This window comes from Streptomyces sp. NPDC055632, from assembly GCF_053618675.1.
The window spans coordinates 89968-106816 of record NZ_JBSHHY010000008.1 but is presented as its reverse complement, the minus strand read 5'-3'; the positions used below and the strand labels follow the sequence as shown (position 1 = coordinate 106816).

The window sequence follows — 16849 nt, the reverse complement described above, 5'->3', positions numbered from 1 at the left end:
CGGCCGCCCGAGCGAGTGCTGCGGGAGGCGCGGCCGCTCAGCCGTACACGATCCGGCGCAGCTGCCGGAGCGAGAGCTCCGGCGGTGCCACGGCCCGGTGCGGCAGCTCCGCCGCGATCCGTTCGAAGATCTCGGCGTTCACGGCCCCGCCGGACTGCAGTTCGCGGTGGCGGCGGCGGACGAACTCCTCGGTCGTCTCGTCGAAGTACGCCAGCACGTCGAGCACCACCCGGGCGGCCTCACCGCGCTGGAGCGCGGTGCTGCGGACCAGGTGGTCGATGAGGTCGTCGTGCGACGGGCGGCGTTCGAGCACCCGTGAATACTGAGGGGTACTTCCGTCCCCACGCAAGAATCCTGCCCGAAATCGGGCAGGGAAGGCCGATTCACCTCTCCGAATCGGGTGATTGGCCTAGACCTTGGCTGTCGAGGAGGGCAGCGGTACACAGGAGCACGGTTCGGATATAGAAAACGACAGACGCGTCGACCACCCGAAGGGGAGCCCGCCCGTGAGACAGCGCCGAAGGATTCCGCGCCTGATCGGATCCCTGCTCCTGGTCGCGGCCGCCGGAGTCGGCTGCGGCGAGGCCGCCGCCGAGGCCGACGGCAAGGCGCCCGGCCCCCGGGCCGCCGCCGAGCCCGAGGTCCGCCCGCTCGGCCGCATCGTCCCCGTACCCGCCTCCGTCACCCCCAAGGGCGAGCCCTACGCCCTCACCACCGCCACCCGCATCGGGGTGGACACCTCCTCCCGCGAGGTCAGGGAGATCGGCGACTACCTCGCCGGACTGCTCCGGCCCGCCACCGGCCTCCCGCTGCCCGTCGTCGACGAGCAGGCGGCCCGCGGCGGCATCCGGCTCCGGCTCGGCGCCGCCGACACCGCCCTCGGCGACGAGGGCTACCGGCTCCGCTCCGGACCGGACGGCATCACCCTGACGGCCCACCGCCCCGCCGGACTCTTCCGCGGCGTCCAGACCCTGCGCCAGCAGCTGCCCTCCGCCGTCGAGCGCAGGACCGTCCAGAAGGGCCCCTGGAAGGTCGCGGGCGGCACGATCACCGACACCCCCCGCTACGCCTACCGGGGCGCCATGCTCGACGTCGCCCGCCACTTCTTCACCGTCGACGAGGTGAAGCGGTACATCGACCAGCTCGCCCTCTACAAGGTGAACACCCTCCACCTGCACCTCTCCGACGACCAGGGCTGGCGCATCGCCGTCGACTCCTGGCCCCGGCTCACCACCTACGGCGGCTCCACCGAGGTCGGCGGCGGCCCCGGCGGCTCCTACACCAAGGAGGAGTACGAGGAGATCGTCCGGTACGCCGCCTCCCGCCACCAGGAGGTGATCCCGGAGATCGACGTGCCGGGCCACACCAACGCCGCCCTCGCCTCCTACCCCGAGCTCAACTGCGACGGCGTCGCCCCGCCCCTCTACACCGGCACCAAGGTCGGCTTCAGCTCCCTGTGCGTGCCCAAGCAGGTCACGTACGACTTCGTCGACGACGTGATCCGCGAGATCGCCGCCCTCACCCCCGGCCGCTACCTCCACATCGGCGGCGACGAGGCCCACTCCACCAGCCACGCCGACTACGTGGCCTTCATGGACCGGGTGCAGCCGGTCGTCGCCAAGTACGGCAAGAAGGTCGTCGGCTGGCACCAGCTCACCGGCACCACCCCCGCCCCCGGCGCCCTCGTCCAGTACTGGGGCCTCGACCGCACCCCCGCCGAGGAGAAGGAACGGGTCGCCGCCGCCGCGCGGAACGGCACCGGCCTGATCCTCTCGCCCGCCGACCGCACCTACCTCGACATGAAGTACACGAAGGACACCCCGCTCGGCCTCTCCTGGGCCGGATACGTCGAGGTACGGCGGTCGTACGACTGGAACCCGGCGGCCTACCTGCCCGGCGCCCCCGAGAGCGCCGTCCGGGGCGTCGAGGCCCCCCTCTGGACGGAGACCCTCGCCACCACCGGCGACCTCGACGCCATGGCCTTCCCGCGCCTGCCGGGCGTGGCCGAACTGGGCTGGTCCCCGGCCGCGACCCACGACTGGGACGCGTACAAGGTCCGCCTCGCCGAACAGGCCCCCCGCTTCGAGGCCCTCGGCATCGACTGGTACCGCTCGCCGGAGGTGCCGTGGCCGGCGGAGTAGCCGCCGCTTGAACGGGGACGCCCGGCCGTACGCGTCGCGGGCCCGTCGCCCGCCCGCGCGAGGCCGGCGTCTCCTGCCCCTGCGGGGGCTTCCGACCGTGCCGGGAGGGCGCCGTCCGCGTGCGCCCCGGCGTACCCGCGGACGGGGCGCGCCCTCCAATGCGGTGAAGAGCGCGCGGCATGCCTGAAATGACGGTTCGTCACGCCGAGCATGTCCCTTGACCCGTTGACAGCGACGTGGAAAGGGGCCCTCCGTGGCCGACAGCAGCACCGAGAAGGCCAGGAAAGCCGCCGGGTCGATGTTCGACGACTTCCTGCTCTCCGCGGACAACGACCCGCACACCGCCATGACCCCCGCCGTCGGCGAGTGGGTGCTCGACCGGCTGCCCGACTGAGCGGTTCACGAGGGGCCGGAGCCGGGAAAGGCGCGGGCCCCGGCGGAGCGACCGTGCTCCGCCGGGGCCCGCACCGGTCTCGGGAGGGTTCTCGGGTCAGGCGAAGCGGGTGACCGGGTTGGGTGCCGTCGGTGCTCTGGTCCCAGGTGTCCGGGGAGGAGTCGACCGCCCAGAGGACGGCCTCGCCGACGACGGCGGGGACGACGACCGGGCGGTTCAGGCGGCCCGGGTAGCGGGGGTGGTGGAAGTGGACGGCGTCGCGGAGGCGGACGTCCTCCGGCCCGCCGCTCCCTTCACGGGAACGACGGGCCCTCACGCGTACGGGATCAGGCCGACAGGCCCAACTCCCGCGCGATCAGCATCCGCTGCACCTCGCTGGTGCCCTCGCCGATCTCCAGGATCTTCGAGTCGCGCCACATGCGGGCCACCGGGTACTCGTTCATGAAGCCGTAGCCGCCGTGGATCTGGGTCGCCTCGCGGGCGTTGTCCACGGCCACCGTGGAGGAGTACAGCTTCGCGATGGCCGCCTCCTTCTTGAAGGACTCGCCCATGACCAGGCGCGAGGCCGCGTCCCGCCAGCCGATCCGGGCCATGTGCGCCCGGGTCTCCATGTCCGCGATCTTGAACTGGATGGACTGGTTGTCGCCGATCGGACGTCCGAAGGCGTGACGTTCCTTCGCGTACTTCACGGACTCGTCCACACAGCCCTGCGCGAGGCCCGTCGCGAGCGCCGCGATGGCGACCCGGCCCTCGTCCAGGATGCGGAGGAACTGCGCGTACCCCCGGCCCTCCTCGCCGAGCAGGTTGCCCGCCGGCACCCGGACGCCGTCGAAGGAGAGCTCGCGGGTGTCCGAGGCGTTCCAGCCGACCTTGGAGTACGGGGCGGCGACCGTGAAGCCCGGGGTGCCGGAGGGGACGATGATCGAGGAGATCAGCGGGCGGCCGTCCGGCTTGCGGCCGGTGACCGCCGTGACCGTCACCAGGCCCGTGATGTCCGTGCCCGAGTTGGTGATGAAGCACTTCGAGCCGTTGATCACCCACTCGTCGCCGTCGCGGACGGCCGTCGTGCGGGTGCCGCCCGCGTCCGAGCCCGCGCCGGGCTCGGTCAGGCCGAACGCGCCCAGGACCTCGCCCGCGCACAGCCTCGGCAGCCACTCCCGCTTCTGCTCCTCGGTGCCGAAGAGATGGATCGGCATCGCGCCGAGCGAGACGCCCGCCTCCAGGGTGATGGCCACCGAGGAGTCGACCCGGGCCAGCTCCTCCAGGGCGATCCCGAGGGCCAGGTAGTCGCCGCCCATGCCGCCGTACTCCTCGGGGAACGGCAGCCCGAACAGGCCCATGCGGCCCATCTCGCGGACGATCTCGTACGGGAACTCGTGCCGCTCGTAGTAGTCGCCGATCTTCGGGGCGACCACGTCGTGGGCGAACGCCTCGACGGTGCGGCGGAGTTCCTGGTGCTCGGCGGAGAGCCGGTGGTCGAGGGACATGGGGCTGTTCACTCCTTGTGGGAGAGGGCGCGGACGGTACGGGACGGGCTGGGCCGGCCCAGTTGTTCGGCCATCCACACGCTCGTGGCGGTGAGGGCGGCCAGATCGACCCCGGTCTCGATGCCGAGGCCGTCGAGCATCCACACGAGGTCCTCGGTGGCGAGGTTGCCGGTCGCGCTCTTCGCGTACGGGCAGCCGCCGAGGCCGCCGGCGGAGGCGTCGACCGTGGTCACCCCGTGCCGCAGCGCGGCCAGGGTGTTGGACAGGGCCTGTCCGTAGGTGTCGTGGAAGTGCACGGCGAGGCGGGAGGTGGGGATCCCGGCCTCGTTCAGCGCGGTGAGCAGCGCCTCCACGTGGCCGGGGGTGGCGACGCCGATGGTGTCGCCGAGGCTCAGCTCGTCGCAGCCCATGTCGGCGAGGGCCTTGGTCACCCGGACGACCTGCTCGATCGGGACCGGGCCCTCCCAGGGGTCGCCGAAGCACATCGACAGATAGCCGCGGACCTTCAGGCCGGCCTCTATGGCGCGGATGACGGTCGGCGCGAAGAGGGCGAGCGCCTCGTCGACGGTCCGGTTGAGGTTGGCCTTCGCGAAGGACTCGGTGGCCGAGGCGAAGACCGCGATCTCCCGGGCGCCGAGCGCGAGGGCCCGGTCGAGCCCGCGCTCGTTCGGCACCAGGACCGGGAGGCGGACCGGGAGGTCGCGGACCAGCGGGAACAGGTCCTCGGCGTCGGCGAGCTGGGGCACCCACTCGGGGTGCACGAAGCTGGTCGCCTCGACGGTGCCGAGCCCGGCGGCGGCGAGGCGCCGGACGAACTCCGCCTTCACCTCCGTCGGGACGGCCCCCTTCTCGTTCTGGAGGCCGTCGCGGGCCCCGACCTCGTGGATCCGCACCCGGGCGGGGAGCCCGCGGCCGGGGACGGTCATCGGCAGTCCGGCGCTCACGCGTCCTCCCCGGGGGTCTCGTGCGGGGTCACCACGGCCAGGACCTGGTCCATGGCGACGGTGGTGCCGGGCGTGACGTCCAGCTCGGTGACGGTGCCGGCGTGCGGGGCGGAGATGACGTGCTCCATCTTCATCGCCTCCACGACGAGCAGGCTCTGCCCGGCCTCCACCTCGTCCCCGACGGCCACCTTCACGACGGTCACGGTGCCGGGCATCGGCGCGGCAAGCGTGTCGGCCCCGCCGCGCCCGGCGCCGCTGAGCGCGGCCTCGACCGGGTCGTGGTCGAGCACGTGCCAGGAGTCGCCGTCCCGGCCGAGCCAGGTACCGGCCCGGTGGAAGGTGTGGGCGACCCCGTCCACGACGACCGTCACCGAGGCGTCCGTGACCCGGGCGCCGGGCGGCGCCTCGACCGTGACCGGTTCGAGGCCCGGTACGCGCACGGGGAAGGCGAGCGGGGCCGGAGCGCCGCCAAGCCGCCAGCCGTTCGGCACCGAGAAGGGGTCCGTCCAGCCGTCCCGGGGCGCCGGGGCCAGCTCCGCGAGCCGTACGGCCGCCGCCGCCGCGTACACCTCCACGGGCACGTCCTTGGGGACGAGCCCCTCCGCCTCGCGCTCCACCAGACCGGTGTCCAGGTCTCCGGAGACCACGTCCGGGTGGGCGAGGAGGCGGCGCAGGAAGCCCGCGTTGGTGGGGACGCCGAGGGTGACCGTGTCCGCGAGGGCCGCGCGGAGGCGGCGCAGGGCCGTGGGGCGGTCCGGGGCGTGCACGATGACCTTCGACAGCATCGGGTCGTAGAGGGACGAGACCTCCGTGCCCTCGCTCAGACCCGAGTCCGTACGGGCGCCGCCGCCCTGCGGCTCGTTCAGCGCCAGGACCGTGCCGCCCGAGGGCAGGAAGCCCCGGGAGGGGTCCTCGGCGCAGATCCGGGCCTCGATCGCCCAGCCGTCGAGCCGGACGTCCTCCTGCGCGAAGGGCAGCGGCTCGCCGGCGGCGACCCGCAGCTGCCACTCCACCAGGTCGATCCCGGTGATCAGCTCGGTCACCGGGTGCTCGACCTGGAGCCGGGTGTTCATCTCCATGAAGCAGTACGAGGCGGGGTCGCCGCCCGGGACGATGAACTCGACCGTGCCCGCGCCCACGTAGCCGCAGGACCGGGCCGCCTCCACCGCCGCCGCGCCCATCGCCGCCCGGAGCTCCGGGGTGAGCAGGACGCTCGGCGCCTCCTCCACGATCTTCTGGTGGCGCCGCTGGAGCGAGCACTCGCGCTCGCCGAGGTGCAGCACGTTCCCGTGGGCGTCGGCCAGGACCTGGATCTCGATGTGCCGGGGCCCGTCGATCCACCGCTCCACGAGCAGCGTGTCGTCGCCGAAGGAGGCGCGGGCCTCGCGCCGGGCCGCCGCGATCTCCTCGTCCAGGACCGCCAGGTCCCGCACGAGCCGCATGCCCTTGCCGCCGCCGCCCGCGCTGGGCTTGAGCAGCACGGGCGCGCCCAGCTCGCGGGCGGCCTCGGCCAGTTCGGGGTCGGCGGCGCCCGGGACGACGGGTACGCCCGCCGCCTTCACGGTCTCCTTCGCCCGGATCTTGTCGCCCATCAGGGAGATCGCCTCGGCGGACGGCCCGATGAAGACGAGCCCCGCCTCGGCGCAGGCCCGGGCGAACGCGGCGTTCTCCGCGAGGAAGCCGTAGCCGGGGTGGACGGCCTGCGCGCCGGTGCGGCGGGCCGCGTCCAGCAGCGCGGGCACGGACAGGTACGACTCGGCGGCCGGCGGCGGACCGATCCGCACCGCCGTGTCCGCCTCCCGCACGTGCCGGGCGTCGGCGTCCGCGTCGCTGTAGACGGCCACCGAGCGCACGCCCAGCTCCCGCAGGGTGCGGATGACCCGGACCGCGATCTCGCCCCGGTTGGCGACGAGGACGGTGTCGAACATGGACGGCCTCTCCCTCTCCTGGCTCTCCTGGGACATCTCCTGGGGCCCTCTCACATCCGGAAGACGCCGAACTGGGGGTCACCCAGGGGCGCGTTGGCACAGGCGGTCAGGGCGAGGCCGAGGACCTGCCGGGTCTCCAGGGGGTCGATGACCCCGTCGTCCCAGAGCCGCGCGGTCGCGTAGTAGGCGCTGCCCTGGGTCTCGTACTGCTCGCGGATCGGGGCCTTGAAGGCCTCTTCCTCCTCCGCGCTCCAGTCGTCGCCGAGCTGGTCGCGCTTGACGGTCGCGAGGACGGAGGCGGCCTGCTCGCCGCCCATGACGGAGATCTTGGCGTTGGGCCACATCCACAGGAAGCGGGGGGAGTAGGCCCGGCCGCACATCGAGTAGTTGCCCGCGCCGTACGAGCCGCCGACGACCACGGTCAGCTTCGGGACCCGGGTGGTGGCCACGGCCGTGACCATCTTGGCGCCGTGCTTGGCGATGCCGCCGTGCTCGTACGCCTTGCCGACCATGAAGCCGGTGATGTTCTGGAGGAACACCAGCGGGATGCCGCGCTGGTCGCACAGCTCGATGAAGTGCGCGCCCTTCTGGGCGGACTCGGCGAACAGGATGCCGTTGTTGGCGACGATCCCGACCGGGTGTCCGTGGATGCGGGCGAAGCCGGTGACGAGGGTCTGCCCGTACTCGGCCTTGAACTCCTGGAAGCGGGAGCCGTCGACGACCCGGACGATGACCTCGCGCACGTCGTAGGGGGTGCGGGAGTCGACGGGCACGGCCCCGTACAGCCCGTACGGGTCGGCCTTCGGTTCCTCGGCCGGCTCGACCGACCAGGGCAGCGGGCCGCGCTCGGGGAGCGTGGCGACGATGTTCCGCACGATCCGCAGGGCGTGGGCGTCGTCCTCGGCGAGGTGGTCGGTGACGCCGGAGATCCGGGAGTGGACCTCGCCGCCGCCCAGCTCCTCGGCGGTGACGACCTCGCCGGTCGCGGCCTTCACCAGGGGCGGGCCGCCGAGGAAGATCGTGCCCTGGTTCCGCACGATCACGGCCTCGTCGCTCATCGCGGGCACGTACGCGCCGCCGGCCGTGCAGGAGCCGAGGACGGCCGCGATCTGCGGGATCCCCGCGCCGGACATCCGGGCCTGGTTGTAGAAGATGCGGCCGAAGTGCTCCCGGTCGGGGAAGACCTCGTCCTGCATCGGCAGGAAGGCGCCGCCGGAGTCGACCAGGTAGAGGCAGGGTAGACGGTTCTCCAGGGCCACCTCCTGGGCCCGCAGGTGCTTCTTCACCGTCATCGGGTAGTAGGTGCCGCCCTTGACGGTGGCGTCGTTCGCGACGATCACGCACTCGCGGCCGGAGACCCGGCCGATGCCCGCGACGACGCCGGCGGCCGGGGCCTGGCCGCCGTACATGCCGTCGGCCGCGAGCGGGGCCAGCTCCAGGAACGGCGAGCCCGGGTCGAGGAGGGTGTCCACCCGGTCCCGGGGCAGCAGCTTGCCGCGTGCGGTGTGCCGCGCCCGGGACTTCTCACCCCCGCCCAGCGCGGCCGTCGCGAGCTTGGCGCGCAGGGTCGCGGCCAGCTCGTGGTGCGCGGCCTCGTTCGCCTGCCAGGCCGGCGAGGCGGGATCCGCCGCACTCGCCAGCACGGGTGCCTGCTGCATCGACCGATCTCCCTTGTCCGGTTAATGAGCGTTAACGTATGCCGCACAGGTTAACGACCGCTAACGGGGTTGTCTAGAATCGAATCCATGACCACGACCACGGCCTCCGGCGGCAGGATCGACGCCCCCACGCGACGCGAGCAGATCCTCAAGGAGGCCGCCCGCCTCTTCGCCGAGCGCGGTTTCCACGGCGTGGGCGTGGACGAGATAGGGGCCGCCGTCGGCATCAGCGGCCCCGGCCTCTACCGCCACTTCCCCGGCAAGGACGCGATGCTCGCCGAACTGCTCGTCGGCATCAGCGAGCGGCTCCTCGACGGCGGCCGGCTGCGGGTCGGGGAGGCGGGCGGCGACCCCCGGGCCCTGCTCGGCGCCCTCATCGACGGGCACATCGACTTCGCCCTCGACGACCGGCCCCTGATCACCCTCCACGACCGCGAGCTGGACCGGCTCAAGGACGAGGACCGCAAGCGGGTCCGCAAGCTCCAGCGGCAGTACGTGGAGCTGTGGGTGACGACGGTCCGCGAGCTCTACCCGGACGCCTCCGAGAGCGAGGCCCGCACCGCCGTCCACGCGGTCTTCGGCCTGCTCAACTCCACCCCCCACCTGGCCGCCCTCGGCCGCCGCCCCATGGAGGAACTCCTGCGCCGCCTGGCCCACGGAGCCTTCGGGGCGCTCGCGACCTCCTAGGGGGTCCCGCCGGCCCCGGTCGTCCGAGAGGCGGAATCCGGTCCCCGCCCCGCCCGGGGCTCGGACAGAATGAGTCCCATGCCGATACTCAGCCGCCCCGCCCTCGTCGAGCACCTCGTCCGCACCCGGATCGCGGGAGACGTCGCCACCCCGCGCGACAACAACCTCTCCCACTACAGAAGGCTCGCCAACGGCGACCGGCACTACTGGCTCGGCCTGGAGCTCGGCGACCGCTGGACCGACGAGCAGGACGTACTCGCCGTGATGGCCGAGCGGTGCGGCGTCGTCGACGACCCGGCCCACCGGACCGGCCAGGACACCATCGACCCCGAGCTGACCGTGGACGCCCTCGACCGCGCGGCCGCCCGGCTGCGCAAGGCCGCCGAGGGCCGGGAGCGGGTCCTCTTCGCGACCGGCCACCCCGGCTCCCTCATCGACGTCCACAGCCGGGTCGCGGCCGCGCTGCGCGCCCGGGGCTGCGACATCGTCCGCATCCCCGGCGGCCTGATCGCGGACGAGGGGTACGTCGTGCAGTTCGCCGACGTCGCCGTCTTCGAGCGGGGCGCCAGCCTCTGGCACACCCACTCCCCGGAGCCGATGAACGCGATCCTGGACGGCCTGGAGGTGCTCGGCGAGCCCGCGCCCGACCTGGTGGTCGCGGACCACGGCTGGGCCGGACGCGCGGGCCAGCGTGGCATCGACTCCGTCGGCTACGCGGACTGCAACGACCCCGCCCTCTTCCTGGGCGAGGCCGAGGGCACCATGCAGGTCACGATCCCGCTCGACGACCACGTCCTGGACCCCCGCTCCTACGAGCCGATGACCGCGTACCTGCTCGACGCGGCCGGTCTGGGCTGAGCCCCGGCCTCACTCCGGCCCGCGCCGGTCCCGGCCCGGCGTCGGGTCCAGGTACACCCGGCGGACCGCGGGCACGCGCGCGCGGAGCCGGTTCTCGGCCTCCTCGCAGGCCCACTCGATCTCCTCGGCCGTGGCCCCGTCCCGGAAGTCGATCTTCGCGGCGATCAGCGCCTCGCCCGGCCCCTGGATGAGGGTCGTCAGGTCGAGCACGCCCGCGACCTGCGGGACGGCGAGCAGCTCCGCGCGCACGGCGTCCCGCATCTCCTTCGGCAGCGGGCGGCCGACGAGCAGTTCGGCGTTGGAGCGGCCGAGGACCCAGGCCACGTACACGAGCAGGGCGCCGATGAGGATCGAGGCGACGCCGTCCCAGACGCCGGAGCCGGTGAGCTGCCCGCCCAGCAGGCCGCCCGCCGCGAGCAGCAGTCCGGCGAGGGCGGCCGAGTCCTCCATGACGACCGCCTTGACGGTGGTGTCGGGGGTGCGCCGCAGATAGGTGGCGAAGGGCGTCCCCCGCTCCTTCGCCTCGGCCCTGACCTGCCGGACGCCGGTCCGCAGCGAGAAGCCCTCCAGGAGGAAGGCGACGGCGAGCACGACGTACGAGACGAGCGGGTCGCCCAGCTCCTCGCCGTGGGTGAGGGTGTGGATCCCGTCGTAGACGGAGAAGACCGCGCCGCCGACGAAGGTCGCGACGGCCGCCAGCATCGCCCAGACGTACCGCTCGCCCGCGTACCCGACCGGATGGTCCTCGTCGGCCGGCTTCCCGCTCCTCCTGAGCGCGGTGAGCAGCATGACCTCGGTGACCGTGTCCGCGAGGGAGTGGGCCGCCTCCGACATCATCGCGCTCGACCCGCTGATGAGGCCGGCCACGGCCTTGGCGACGGCGATCCCGAGGTTCGCCCCCGCCGCCACGAGCACGGTGAAGGTGCTCTCGCCGTTCCCGTCCTTCGCGTTCTTCGCCATGATCGGAACGTATGCCCGGTCACGGGCGCGGCACGCGAACGACACCCTCCTGGATGACCGAGATGGCCAGCTTCCCGTCCCGCGTCCAGATCCTGGCCTGGCCGAGGCCGCGCCCGCCGGCCGCGGAGGGCGACTCCTGGTCGTACAGGAGCCATTCGTCGGCCCGGAAGGGCCGGTGGAACCACATCGCGTGGTCGAGGGAGGCCCCCACCACGTCCCCGACGGCCCAGCCGCCCCGTCCGTGCGCGAGCAGGACGGAGTCGAGCAGCGTCATGTCGGAGACGTACGTCGCCAGGCAGACGTGCAGGAGCGGGTCGTCGGCCAGTTTGCCGTTGGTGCGGAACCACACCTGTGAGCGCGGCTCGCGCGGCTCGCCGACCGAGCCCCACGGCGGGGTGTCCGCGTACCGCAGGTCGACGGCGGCCCGCGCCTCGATCAGGCGCCGGGCCACGTCCTCCGGCAGGTGCCGGGGCAGCATCTCCCCGGCCGTCGGCAGCGACTCCGGGTCCGGCGCGGCCGGCATGTCCGCCTGGTGGTCGAGCCCCTCCTCGTACGCCTGGAAGGAGGCGGAGAGGTGGAAGATCGGCTGCCCGTGCTGGACGGCGACGACCCGGCGGGTGGTGAAGGAGCGCCCGTCCCGGATGCGGTCGACCGAGTACACGATCGGCGCGCCGGGGTCGCCGGGGCGCAGGAAGTACGCGTGCAGGGAGTGTGCGAGACGGTCTTCGGGCACGGTGCGGCCCGCCGCCACGAGCGCCTGGGCGGCCACCTGGCCGCCGAAGACGCGGGGGACGAGCGAGGACCGGGACCGTCCCCGGAAGATGTCCCGCTCGATCGGCTCCAGATCGAGTAGATCGAGCAGGACGTCCAGGGCGCCGGAGGTGTCCGGGACGTCCTGGACGCCCTGGGCGTCGTGCGCCTCGGGCACTTACAGGCCCATCGACTTCGCGATGATCGACTTCATGATCTCGCTGGTGCCGCCGTAGATGCGGTTGACGCGGTTGTCGGCGTACAGGCGGGCGATCGGGTACTCGTTCATGTAGCCGTAGCCGCCGTGGAGCTGGAGGCAGCGGTCGATGACGCGGTGGGCGACCTCGGTGCAGAACAGCTTGGCGCTCGCGGCCTCGGCCGGGGTCAGCTCGCCCGCGTCCAGGGCCTCCAGGGCGCGGTCCGCGACGGCCTCGGCGGCGTCGACCTCGGCCTGGCAGGCGGCCAGCTCGAACTTGGTGTTCTGGAAGGAGGCGACCGTCTTGCCGAAGACCGTGCGGTCCGTGACGTACTGCTGGGCGAAGCGGACGGCGGCCTTGGCCTGGGCGTAGGCGCCGAAGGCGATGCCCCAGCGCTCGGAGGCGAGGTTGTGGCCGAGGTAGGAGAAGCCCTTGCCCTCCTCGCCGAGCAGGTCCTCGACCGGGACCTTGACGTCGACGAACGCCAGCTCGGCGGTGTCGGAGGTGCGCAGGCCCAGCTTGTCGAGCTTGCGGCCGATCGAGTAGCCCTCGGACTTGGTGTCCACGGCGAAGAGCGAGATGCCGAAGCGGCGGTCCTCGGCCGACGGGGCGGAGGTGCGGGCGCAGACGATCACGCGGTCGGCGTGGACGCCGCCGGTGATGAAGGTCTTGGCGCCGTTGAGGACGTAGTGGGTGCCGTCCTCGGAGAGCTTGGCCGTGGTCTTCATGCCCGCGACGTCGGAGCCGGTGCCCGGCTCGGTCATGGCGAGCGCCCACATCTCCTCGCCGGAGACGAACTTCGGCAGGTAGCGCTTCTTCTGGTCCTCGGTGGCCAGCATCTTCAGGTACGGCAGGGCCAGGAGGACGTGGACGCCGGAGCCGCCGAACTGGACGCCCGCGCGCGCGGTCTCCTCGTAGAGGACCGCCTCGAACTTGTGGGTGTCCAGGCCCGCGCCGCCGAACTCCTCGGGCACGTTGATGCCGAAGATGCCCAGCTCGCCGAGCTTGTAGTAGAAGTCGCGGGGCGCCTGGCCGGCCGCGAACCACTCGTCGTAGACCGGGACGACCTCGGCCTCGATGAAGGCCCGGATGGTCTCCCGGAACGCCTCGTGGTCCTCGTTGAATACGGTACGGCGCACGAGCCGCCTCCTTCGGTTCCTGTCCTGGTCCGGCCGGTCGCTCCGACGCTCCGGCATGTGCCTAAGCGCTTGCTCAGCCTGTATCAGTCGAAGTTACCCATCGGTCACCCGCTCTGTCCAGACTCCTGGTCTGTGATCCAGGCCCGCCCCACGGAGTCGTACCCGTGCACGGGCCGCCCCTTCGCCCCGCTCGTCCGAAAGGGTGCGCCGTCCTCGTCCCCGATCCGGACCGTGCCCCGGCGCCCCTCCGAGCTCCACTCCAGCTCCAGGTACCAGCGGCAGTCGCACCCCGCCGCACCCGCCGAGACCAGCAGCTCCTCCGGCTCGGCGGCGCTGACCGCGTACGGGAAGGAGACCGCCGGGAGCGTCCGGCCCTCCTGCCCGGAGGCGTCGTAGCCGTCCAGCGGCCGTGCCACCGGCCGCGGCCGGTCCAGGTCCACCTCGAAGCGGCGCGGCGTCACCGCCCCGCCGCACCCGTCGTCCGTCCGGTACGCCGCCCACGGCAGCGTCGCGCCCCGCTCCACCACGCGCACGTGCAGCGCCTGGAGCACCACCGCCGCCGTGCCCTTCCCCTGCACCGACACCCGCACCAGGGTCTCCCCGCCGTCCACGGCCCCCTGCGCCGTCGCCCAGCTCCGTGCGTCGGCCGCCTCCGGCGGAGGCGGGGGCGTCCGCTCCACGAGGTAGGTGTGCCCGCACCCGTTCTTCCAGAGGTCCGAGGCGACCGTCCACGTCAGCGGCACCGGCGGTTCGGCGGCCCGCTCCGGGGCCTTCCCCGGCAGGAGTACGGCTCCGAGCGTCACCGTCCCCACGACCGCCAGCGCCCCGCAGACCACGCCCGTCCACCCCCACCGACGCCTCCGCCGCGCGGGCGGGAGGTCCGGCACGCGCGCGTGCACGGGCTCGGGCGCGGGCTCGGGCGCGGGCTCGGGCGCGGGCTCCGGCTCGGGCTCGGGCGCGGGCTCCGGGGCCGGCGCGGGCTCCTGAGCCGGCTCCGGCTCCGGGCCGGGCTCGGGTGCCGGTTCCGCGCCGGGTTCCGGTGCCGCCGGGCGGCGGGCGCCGTCCGCGCGGGTCCAGGCCGCCTCCAGGGCCCGCCGCTCCTCCTCGTCCGCCCCGCACAGCAGGGCGAGGCGGTCGACCACGGCGAACCCCTCCGGGACGGTCGCGCCGGAGCAGTAGCGGTGGAGGGTGGACGCGCTGACGCTCAGCCGCCGGCCCAGCGCCTCGTAACTCCTCCCGTCCCGCGCCTTCAGCGTGCGCACGAGCCCCGCGAACTCCTCGACGGCGGCGTCCTTCGGCATTCCATCCCCCTCGGTCTTGCGTCCCACCCTTCACGTCCTTGCACGTCAGCGGGGGTGGAATGGTTCCGGGACGGAGGGCGGGCGCGTCACCGTTGCGGGCGGCGGGCGCCACCCCCGACGCTGGTGGAGCACTGACCGAACGACCCACGGGGGATCCACCACCATGAACAAGCTCCGCACCGCACTCGCCACCGCCGCCGCTGCCGCCCTGGGCTTCGCGGCGCTCGCCACGGAGCCGGCGCAGGCCGCCGCCCAGCCCGCCTTCCTCGCCGCCTCCCAGATGCCGCCGTCGTCGACGCCGTGGACCGCCACCCAGGTCTTCACCGGCGTCCCGGAGAACGGCGGCGTCCTCTGCGCCCCGTACAAGATCCCGGCGCAGAACACCCGCTACCGCGAGTTCAACACCGAGCTCGACACCAACGGCGTCCAGGTCACCACCGTCGCCCGCACCGAGGCCGACGCCGTGAAGCTGGTCGACACCCTCCGCAAGTCCCTCGCCGGCTGCGGACCCCTGCTCGAGCAGCAGAACCCGGGCCTGCACGCCGTCAGCGCCTCCCACGGCAAGGTCGCCGTCGAGGAGGGCGCCTGGGTCTACAGCCTGGACACCGCCGACCCGCAGATCGGCAGCACCGACATCCACCTCTTCTCCGTCGGCCGCGACGGCCGCACCGTCACCCTGGTCCGCTGGGGGCAGATGGGCGACCTGAAGGACGCCCCGCTGACCGCCTTCCGTACGACGACGAAGACCGCCGTCAACAAGCTCTACTGATCCGCTGATCCACGTCCTCACCCGAGCGCGAACCACAGCTCCATCCGCACGTCCGGGTCGTCCAGGTCCCGGTCGAGGAGCGCCGCGCAGCGGGTGATGCGCTGGCGGACGGTGTTGCGGTGCACGTCCAGGGCCACCGCCGTCCGGTCCCAGCTGCCGTGGAGGGAGAGCCAGGCGCGCAGGGTCTCCCTGAGCGGTTCGTTCAGAGGGGCGAGGAGGGTCCGGGCGTGGGCGGCGGCCTCGTCCGGGTCCACGAGGGACGCGAGGCCGCCCGGGCGGTGGTGGACCAGGGGCTTCCTGGTCGCCTCCGCCCGGCGCAGCGCCCGCGCCGCCTGCTTGTCGGCGGCGGGGAGGTCCCCGGCGGCGGCCGGGGCGGAGACGCCGAGAAACCAGCCGGGCCGGGCGGTGACGGGGGAAGAAGCGGGCAGAAGGAGTCGTACGGAGGCGGGGGCCGCCCCGGAGACACGGGCCGCTCCTGCCTCCCCAAGCTCCTCTCCGCGCGCTGTGGGCGGCTCTGTCGCCGCGTGCTCCGTCTCCACCAGCGCCGTCCCCAGCGACGCCGCCAGGTCCGCCGTCGCGAACGGGGTGCCGTCGCCGCCCCGCGCGTGGACCACCGTCCACGGGCCCGGGTCCAGGGCGGCCGCCGCCTCCGCCGGGGAGGCGCCCAGGAGCAGCCGGACCAGGGCCCCGTCCCGTACCGCCGCGTCCGCGCCCCGGTGCGGGGCCGTCAGGAGGGAGAGCAGGACCACCGCGACGCCCGCGATCGTGCGGTCGCCGGGGTCCCGCCGCTCCGTCGCCACCCCCAGGGCCAGTCCGTCGCCGCCGCCGAGCGCGTACGCCGCGAGGCGCAGGCCCCCGCTCTCCCCGCCCGCCGACGCCGGGCCGCCGGGGCGCGGGCCCAGGACCCCCGCCAGTTCCCGCAGCGCCCGGGACGCCTCCGCCGGGACCTCCCGGCCGGCCGCCGCCGACTCCGTGCCGTCCGGGGCGAGGAGGACCGCCCGGCCGCCGAGCCGGGCGGCGAGCGCGCCGAGGACCGCCGGGACCGGGGCCGGCCGTGCCGCCGCCGTCGCCAGGGACCGCTGGGCCTCCGTCACCCGGCGCAGCTCGTGCAGCCGCGCCTCCGCCATCAGCCGCCACACCGCCCGCGCCACCGCCGTGAACGGGGTGCGCGGCGGCACCTCCAGGAGCGGGAGGCCCTGGAGTTCGCAGGCCTCGACCAGCTCCGCCGGGACCGTGTCGTACACCGGCGTCACCCCGAACGCGAGCGCCGCCGCCCCCGCCTCCACGACCCGCTCCACGTACCGCGCCGGATCGGCGAGCTGCACCCCCGCCGTCATCAGGAGCTCGCCGCCGAGCAGGTACGGGTACGGGTCGGCCATCTCCGAGGTGTGCACCCAGTGCAGCGGTACGTCCCCGGGTCCGGCGAGCAGCCGCAGGCCCAGGTCCCGGCGGGCGAGCAGCGCGGCCAGCGAGACCGGCGGGGCCGGGGGAGTGGAGGCGGGGTGCGCGGGACTCGTCGTCATGGACCCTTCGTACATCATCGGCTCGTAGAGTGGAGTGAACGTACACTTCTGTGCCGCTTTCCCGGTGCCTATCGTCGTGCCGGAGAACCGAGCCGGAGAACCGAGCCGGAAAC

General features: G+C 73.7%; 15 protein-coding genes and 1 pseudogene. 5 read left to right on the top strand and 11 right to left on the bottom strand.

What is annotated here, in order from left to right; all coding sequences use genetic code 11:
* Positions 1 to 37: 37 nt before the first annotated feature.
* Positions 38 to 313, bottom strand: coding sequence for a hypothetical protein (locus ACWGSR_RS13805; protein WP_030210307.1), 276 nt, complete (start codon positions 311 to 313; stop codon positions 38 to 40).
* A 193-nt stretch (positions 314 to 506) separates the two neighbouring features.
* Here ACWGSR_RS13805 and ACWGSR_RS13800 point away from each other — a divergent pair, with 193 nt between their 5' ends.
* On the top strand, positions 507 to 2141 hold the full coding sequence (locus ACWGSR_RS13800; RefSeq protein ID WP_453566326.1) for a beta-N-acetylhexosaminidase: 1635 nt from the start codon (positions 507 to 509) through the stop codon (positions 2139 to 2141).
* 253 nt (positions 2142 to 2394) lie between these two features.
* A complete protein-coding gene (locus tag ACWGSR_RS13795) occupies positions 2395 to 2535 on the top strand; it encodes a hypothetical protein (RefSeq protein WP_453566323.1) in 141 nt (46 codons plus the stop codon).
* A 121-nt stretch (positions 2536 to 2656) separates the two neighbouring features.
* Here the strand turns inward: ACWGSR_RS13795 and ACWGSR_RS13790 are convergent.
* The 5 genes and pseudogenes from ACWGSR_RS13790 to ACWGSR_RS13770 all read right to left on the bottom strand — a co-directional run.
* Positions 2657 to 2812 (bottom strand): annotated as a pseudogene (locus tag ACWGSR_RS13790) (pyridoxal-dependent decarboxylase); the annotation flags it as partial.
* A gap of 49 nt (positions 2813 to 2861) precedes the next feature.
* Positions 2862 to 4022: an acyl-CoA dehydrogenase family protein gene (locus ACWGSR_RS13785; protein ID WP_453566320.1), complete on the bottom strand. Its 1161-nt coding sequence runs from the start codon at positions 4020 to 4022 to the stop codon at positions 2862 to 2864.
* 8 nt (positions 4023 to 4030) lie between these two features.
* On the bottom strand, positions 4031 to 4948 hold the full coding sequence (locus tag ACWGSR_RS13780; protein ID WP_453566526.1) for a hydroxymethylglutaryl-CoA lyase: 918 nt from the start codon (positions 4946 to 4948) through the stop codon (positions 4031 to 4033).
* Between the two features lie 14 nt (positions 4949 to 4962).
* Positions 4963 to 6894, bottom strand: a complete 1932-nt coding sequence (locus ACWGSR_RS13775; RefSeq protein WP_453566318.1) for an ATP-binding protein — start codon at positions 6892 to 6894, stop codon at positions 4963 to 4965.
* A 50-nt stretch (positions 6895 to 6944) separates the two neighbouring features.
* Positions 6945 to 8552, bottom strand: a complete 1608-nt coding sequence (locus tag ACWGSR_RS13770; RefSeq protein WP_453566316.1) for a carboxyl transferase domain-containing protein — start codon at positions 8550 to 8552, stop codon at positions 6945 to 6947.
* Between the two features lie 87 nt (positions 8553 to 8639).
* Between ACWGSR_RS13770 and ACWGSR_RS13765 the strand changes: the two genes are divergently transcribed.
* A complete protein-coding gene (locus tag ACWGSR_RS13765) occupies positions 8640 to 9239 on the top strand; it encodes an SACE_7040 family transcriptional regulator (RefSeq protein ID WP_453566313.1) in 600 nt (199 codons plus the stop codon).
* Positions 9240 to 9317: 78 nt separating this feature from the next.
* The gene (locus tag ACWGSR_RS13760; protein WP_053642224.1) at positions 9318 to 10097 is read left to right on the top strand and encodes a phosphatase; all 780 of its coding nucleotides are present in this window, start codon (positions 9318 to 9320) and stop codon (positions 10095 to 10097) included.
* 9 nt (positions 10098 to 10106) lie between these two features.
* Here ACWGSR_RS13760 and ACWGSR_RS13755 read toward each other — a convergent pair whose 3' ends face one another.
* The 4 genes from ACWGSR_RS13755 to ACWGSR_RS13740 form a co-directional block, all read right to left on the bottom strand.
* Entirely contained in the window at positions 10107 to 11057 is a 951-nt protein-coding gene (locus tag ACWGSR_RS13755) for a cation diffusion facilitator family transporter (protein WP_453566310.1), read from the bottom strand.
* A gap of 19 nt (positions 11058 to 11076) precedes the next feature.
* The gene (gene tesB, locus ACWGSR_RS13750) at positions 11077 to 11985 is read right to left on the bottom strand and encodes an acyl-CoA thioesterase II (RefSeq protein ID WP_376231582.1); all 909 of its coding nucleotides are present in this window, start codon (positions 11983 to 11985) and stop codon (positions 11077 to 11079) included.
* Positions 11986 to 13143: an acyl-CoA dehydrogenase family protein gene (locus tag ACWGSR_RS13745; protein ID WP_376231585.1), complete on the bottom strand. Its 1158-nt coding sequence runs from the start codon at positions 13141 to 13143 to the stop codon at positions 11986 to 11988. It lies immediately after the preceding gene.
* 104 nt (positions 13144 to 13247) lie between these two features.
* Positions 13248 to 14444, bottom strand: coding sequence for a helix-turn-helix domain-containing protein (locus ACWGSR_RS13740; protein WP_453566306.1), 1197 nt, complete (start codon positions 14442 to 14444; stop codon positions 13248 to 13250).
* Positions 14445 to 14607: 163 nt separating this feature from the next.
* Here ACWGSR_RS13740 and ACWGSR_RS13735 point away from each other — a divergent pair, with 163 nt between their 5' ends.
* Positions 14608 to 15213 carry a hypothetical protein gene (locus tag ACWGSR_RS13735; protein ID WP_376231589.1) on the top strand — a complete coding sequence of 202 codons (606 nt, stop codon included), beginning with the start codon at positions 14608 to 14610 and terminating at the stop codon, positions 15211 to 15213.
* Positions 15214 to 15230: 17 nt separating this feature from the next.
* On the opposite strand, the gene ACWGSR_RS13730 is transcribed toward ACWGSR_RS13735, so the two are convergent.
* Positions 15231 to 16736, bottom strand: a complete 1506-nt coding sequence (locus tag ACWGSR_RS13730; protein WP_453566304.1) for a PucR family transcriptional regulator ligand-binding domain-containing protein — start codon at positions 16734 to 16736, stop codon at positions 15231 to 15233.
* Positions 16737 to 16849: the final 113 nt, after the last annotated feature.

Excerpts from the sequence above, each read along its gene's own strand:
- ACWGSR_RS13785 (WP_453566320.1), bottom strand. The coding sequence starts at position 4,022 with ATGTCCCTCGACCACCGGCTCTCCGCCGAGCACCAGGAACTCCGCCGC.
- ACWGSR_RS13780 (WP_453566526.1), bottom strand. The coding sequence starts at position 4,948 with ATGACCGTCCCCGGCCGCGGGCTCCCCGCCCGGGTGCGGATCCACGAG.
- ACWGSR_RS13775 (WP_453566318.1), bottom strand. The coding sequence starts at position 6,894 with ATGTTCGACACCGTCCTCGTCGCCAACCGGGGCGAGATCGCGGTCCGG.
- ACWGSR_RS13770 (WP_453566316.1), bottom strand. The coding sequence starts at position 8,552 with ATGCAGCAGGCACCCGTGCTGGCGAGTGCGGCGGATCCCGCCTCGCCG.
- ACWGSR_RS13765 (WP_453566313.1), top strand. The coding sequence starts at position 8,640 with ATGACCACGACCACGGCCTCCGGCGGCAGGATCGACGCCCCCACGCGA.
- ACWGSR_RS13760 (WP_053642224.1), top strand. The coding sequence starts at position 9,318 with ATGCCGATACTCAGCCGCCCCGCCCTCGTCGAGCACCTCGTCCGCACC.
- ACWGSR_RS13755 (WP_453566310.1), bottom strand. The coding sequence starts at position 11,057 with ATGGCGAAGAACGCGAAGGACGGGAACGGCGAGAGCACCTTCACCGTG.
- ACWGSR_RS13740 (WP_453566306.1), bottom strand. The coding sequence starts at position 14,444 with ATGCCGAAGGACGCCGCCGTCGAGGAGTTCGCGGGGCTCGTGCGCACG.
- ACWGSR_RS13735 (WP_376231589.1), top strand. The coding sequence starts at position 14,608 with ATGAACAAGCTCCGCACCGCACTCGCCACCGCCGCCGCTGCCGCCCTG.
- ACWGSR_RS13730 (WP_453566304.1), bottom strand. The coding sequence starts at position 16,736 with ATGACGACGAGTCCCGCGCACCCCGCCTCCACTCCCCCGGCCCCGCCG.